General features: G+C 68.2%; 4 protein-coding genes and 1 pseudogene. 2 read left to right on the top strand and 3 right to left on the bottom strand.

Annotation, left to right across the window (positions count from 1 at the left end; all coding sequences use genetic code 11):
- From A5622_RS06830 to A5622_RS29560, 3 genes and pseudogenes are all read right to left on the bottom strand, one after another.
- Window positions 1–554 (bottom strand): annotated as a pseudogene (locus A5622_RS06830) (DNA polymerase III subunit beta); the annotation flags it as partial.
- 83 nt (window positions 555–637) lie between these two features.
- Complete coding sequence (locus A5622_RS06825) at window positions 638–880, bottom strand: hypothetical protein (protein WP_066879480.1); 243 nt, start codon at window positions 878–880, stop codon at window positions 638–640.
- Window position 881: 1 nt separating this feature from the next.
- Window positions 882–1,184, bottom strand: coding sequence for a hypothetical protein (locus A5622_RS29560; protein WP_066877477.1), 303 nt, complete (start codon window positions 1,182–1,184; stop codon window positions 882–884).
- On the opposite strand from A5622_RS29560, the gene A5622_RS30695 reads away from it, so the two are divergent.
- Complete coding sequence (locus A5622_RS30695; protein WP_369829218.1) at window positions 1,123–1,434, top strand: holin; 312 nt, start codon at window positions 1,123–1,125, stop codon at window positions 1,432–1,434. The genes A5622_RS29560 and A5622_RS30695 overlap by 62 nt on opposite strands.
- On the top strand, window positions 1,431–1,653 hold a 223-nt coding region (locus tag A5622_RS06815; RefSeq protein WP_156752869.1), incomplete at its 3' end, for a hypothetical protein. The genes A5622_RS30695 and A5622_RS06815, both read left to right, overlap by 4 nt.

The raw sequence follows: 1,653 nt of genomic DNA, 5'->3' as shown, positions 1-1,653 counted from the left end.
CATGGGATCGTCTTCGTCGCGACGCGGTAGCGGTCGGTGGCCGACAACGTCAACCCGCCGAGCGGGTCGACGTCGAAACACACCGCCTTGATGCTCGAGTACCCGTCGCCGCGGTGCACCGCGAAACTGGTTTGCGCGATCGCCTCCGCGAACTGTCCGGCGTCCACGCTGCCCGCGTCGGCCGGCCGCGTCGGCAGGTCTGGGTACTCACTCCCCAGCATGGTGGGCAACGTGAACTCTGCGGCCCCGCACAGGATGCGTGCAGTACCACCCTCAGTCTTGAACTCCACCGGCTTGCGTGCCAGCGCCTTGCTGATCGCCTGCAGCAGGCGCCCGGACACCAAGGTGGTTCCCAGTGATGTCACATCCGCCCCAGCGCTTGTCACGGCGGCAACTTCGTAGTCGAACGCCTCCAGGATCACGTAACCGGAGCCGCTGGTGAGTCGGATCGCGCCGAGCAGCGGGTTCAACGGCTTCGCCGGCAACGCCCGCGCCACCCAGTTGATCGCATCCGCGAACTCGTCGCGAGTAATCGTGAACTGCAAATCGGACATAAGGATCGTCACTCCTGGTGTGTGGGCCGCCGTCAATCGGCCGTTGCGTACACCATAGACCGGATCGTTTGACGCAATAACGTCTAGCGTTTGATGAACCGCGCCGACGCCACGAAAGTGCCCACCAGATAGAACGGGTCCACCCGCCGGTGCAGCCGGTTCGCCAAGTGCAGCGCCGTGACCGCGATCGCGCCGGTCGTGAGGACCGGGTGGGCGACGACACCGCGGCGGGCGGCGTCGGTCAACTGCTCCCCTTGCGGGCAGAACATGTCCCAAGCTGCGACGTAAGCCCCGAGCGCCACCCAGGCGCGGCAGCCCGGACGCATGTCACAGCTCCCGCTGCAATTCCGCGGGGGGCTCCGGCATGGTGCCCGTGTTGTTGACGGTGGCCCAACGGATCACCTCGCGGAGGTGCGCGACCGCGATCCGGTACAGCGACTCCCAACGCGACGCCCGCTCCTCGGCGATCACCGCCCGGGTCTCCGCCGAGTCGATGCGCCGTTCAGCCGCGGTCGCGCGGGACTCCACAGCCTCGAGTCGGTCGAGCAGCAGCTTGCGGTCCTTCTGCGTGCTGGCCGCGCAGAGCGCATCCCACGCGTTCCTGGGTGTGTCGGGTGGTGACGTGTTCAACTTGTTCCACCTCGACTGGAAAGCCGCCCTCGGTGTTTCCGGCGGCGCCGCCTTAGTTGCGGTGCTGCACAAGGTTGTGGAGTACCGGATCCCGGTGTCTGTCAGCGACCCGGCGCCCGCAGTAGCCACCCCAGCGCCGCCGCCGCTGCCGGCTCCTGCCGCGGAACCCGTGCCAGCCGTCGCCCCGGTCCCGGCCGCGGCTGCTGTGCCGGCTGAACCGCCGGCCGCTGATGCCGCGCCGGCGACATGAGCACCGCTGAAGTGATCGCCCTCGTCAGCGCAATCGCCGCCCCACTGCTCACATTCCTGGGTGTCGTGATCGGCGCCTGGCGCGGCCGGGCGGACGGTAAACGGCAATCCGAACAGGCGCTTCGGGAACTCGAGGTCAAGGCCCGCCTCGCCAGCGAGCAGGCGGCCGATGAGGCCCGGAACAAGGTGACCGAAGCGTGGGAGGCTTACGCGGCCAGCA

Source organism: Mycobacterium sp. 1245801.1 (genome assembly GCF_001673055.1).
Classification (GTDB): Bacteria; Actinomycetota; Actinomycetes; order Mycobacteriales; family Mycobacteriaceae; genus Mycobacterium; species Mycobacterium europaeum_A.
The sequence above is the reverse complement of the archived record's forward strand: the minus strand, read 5'-3'. Positions and strand labels throughout refer to the sequence as shown.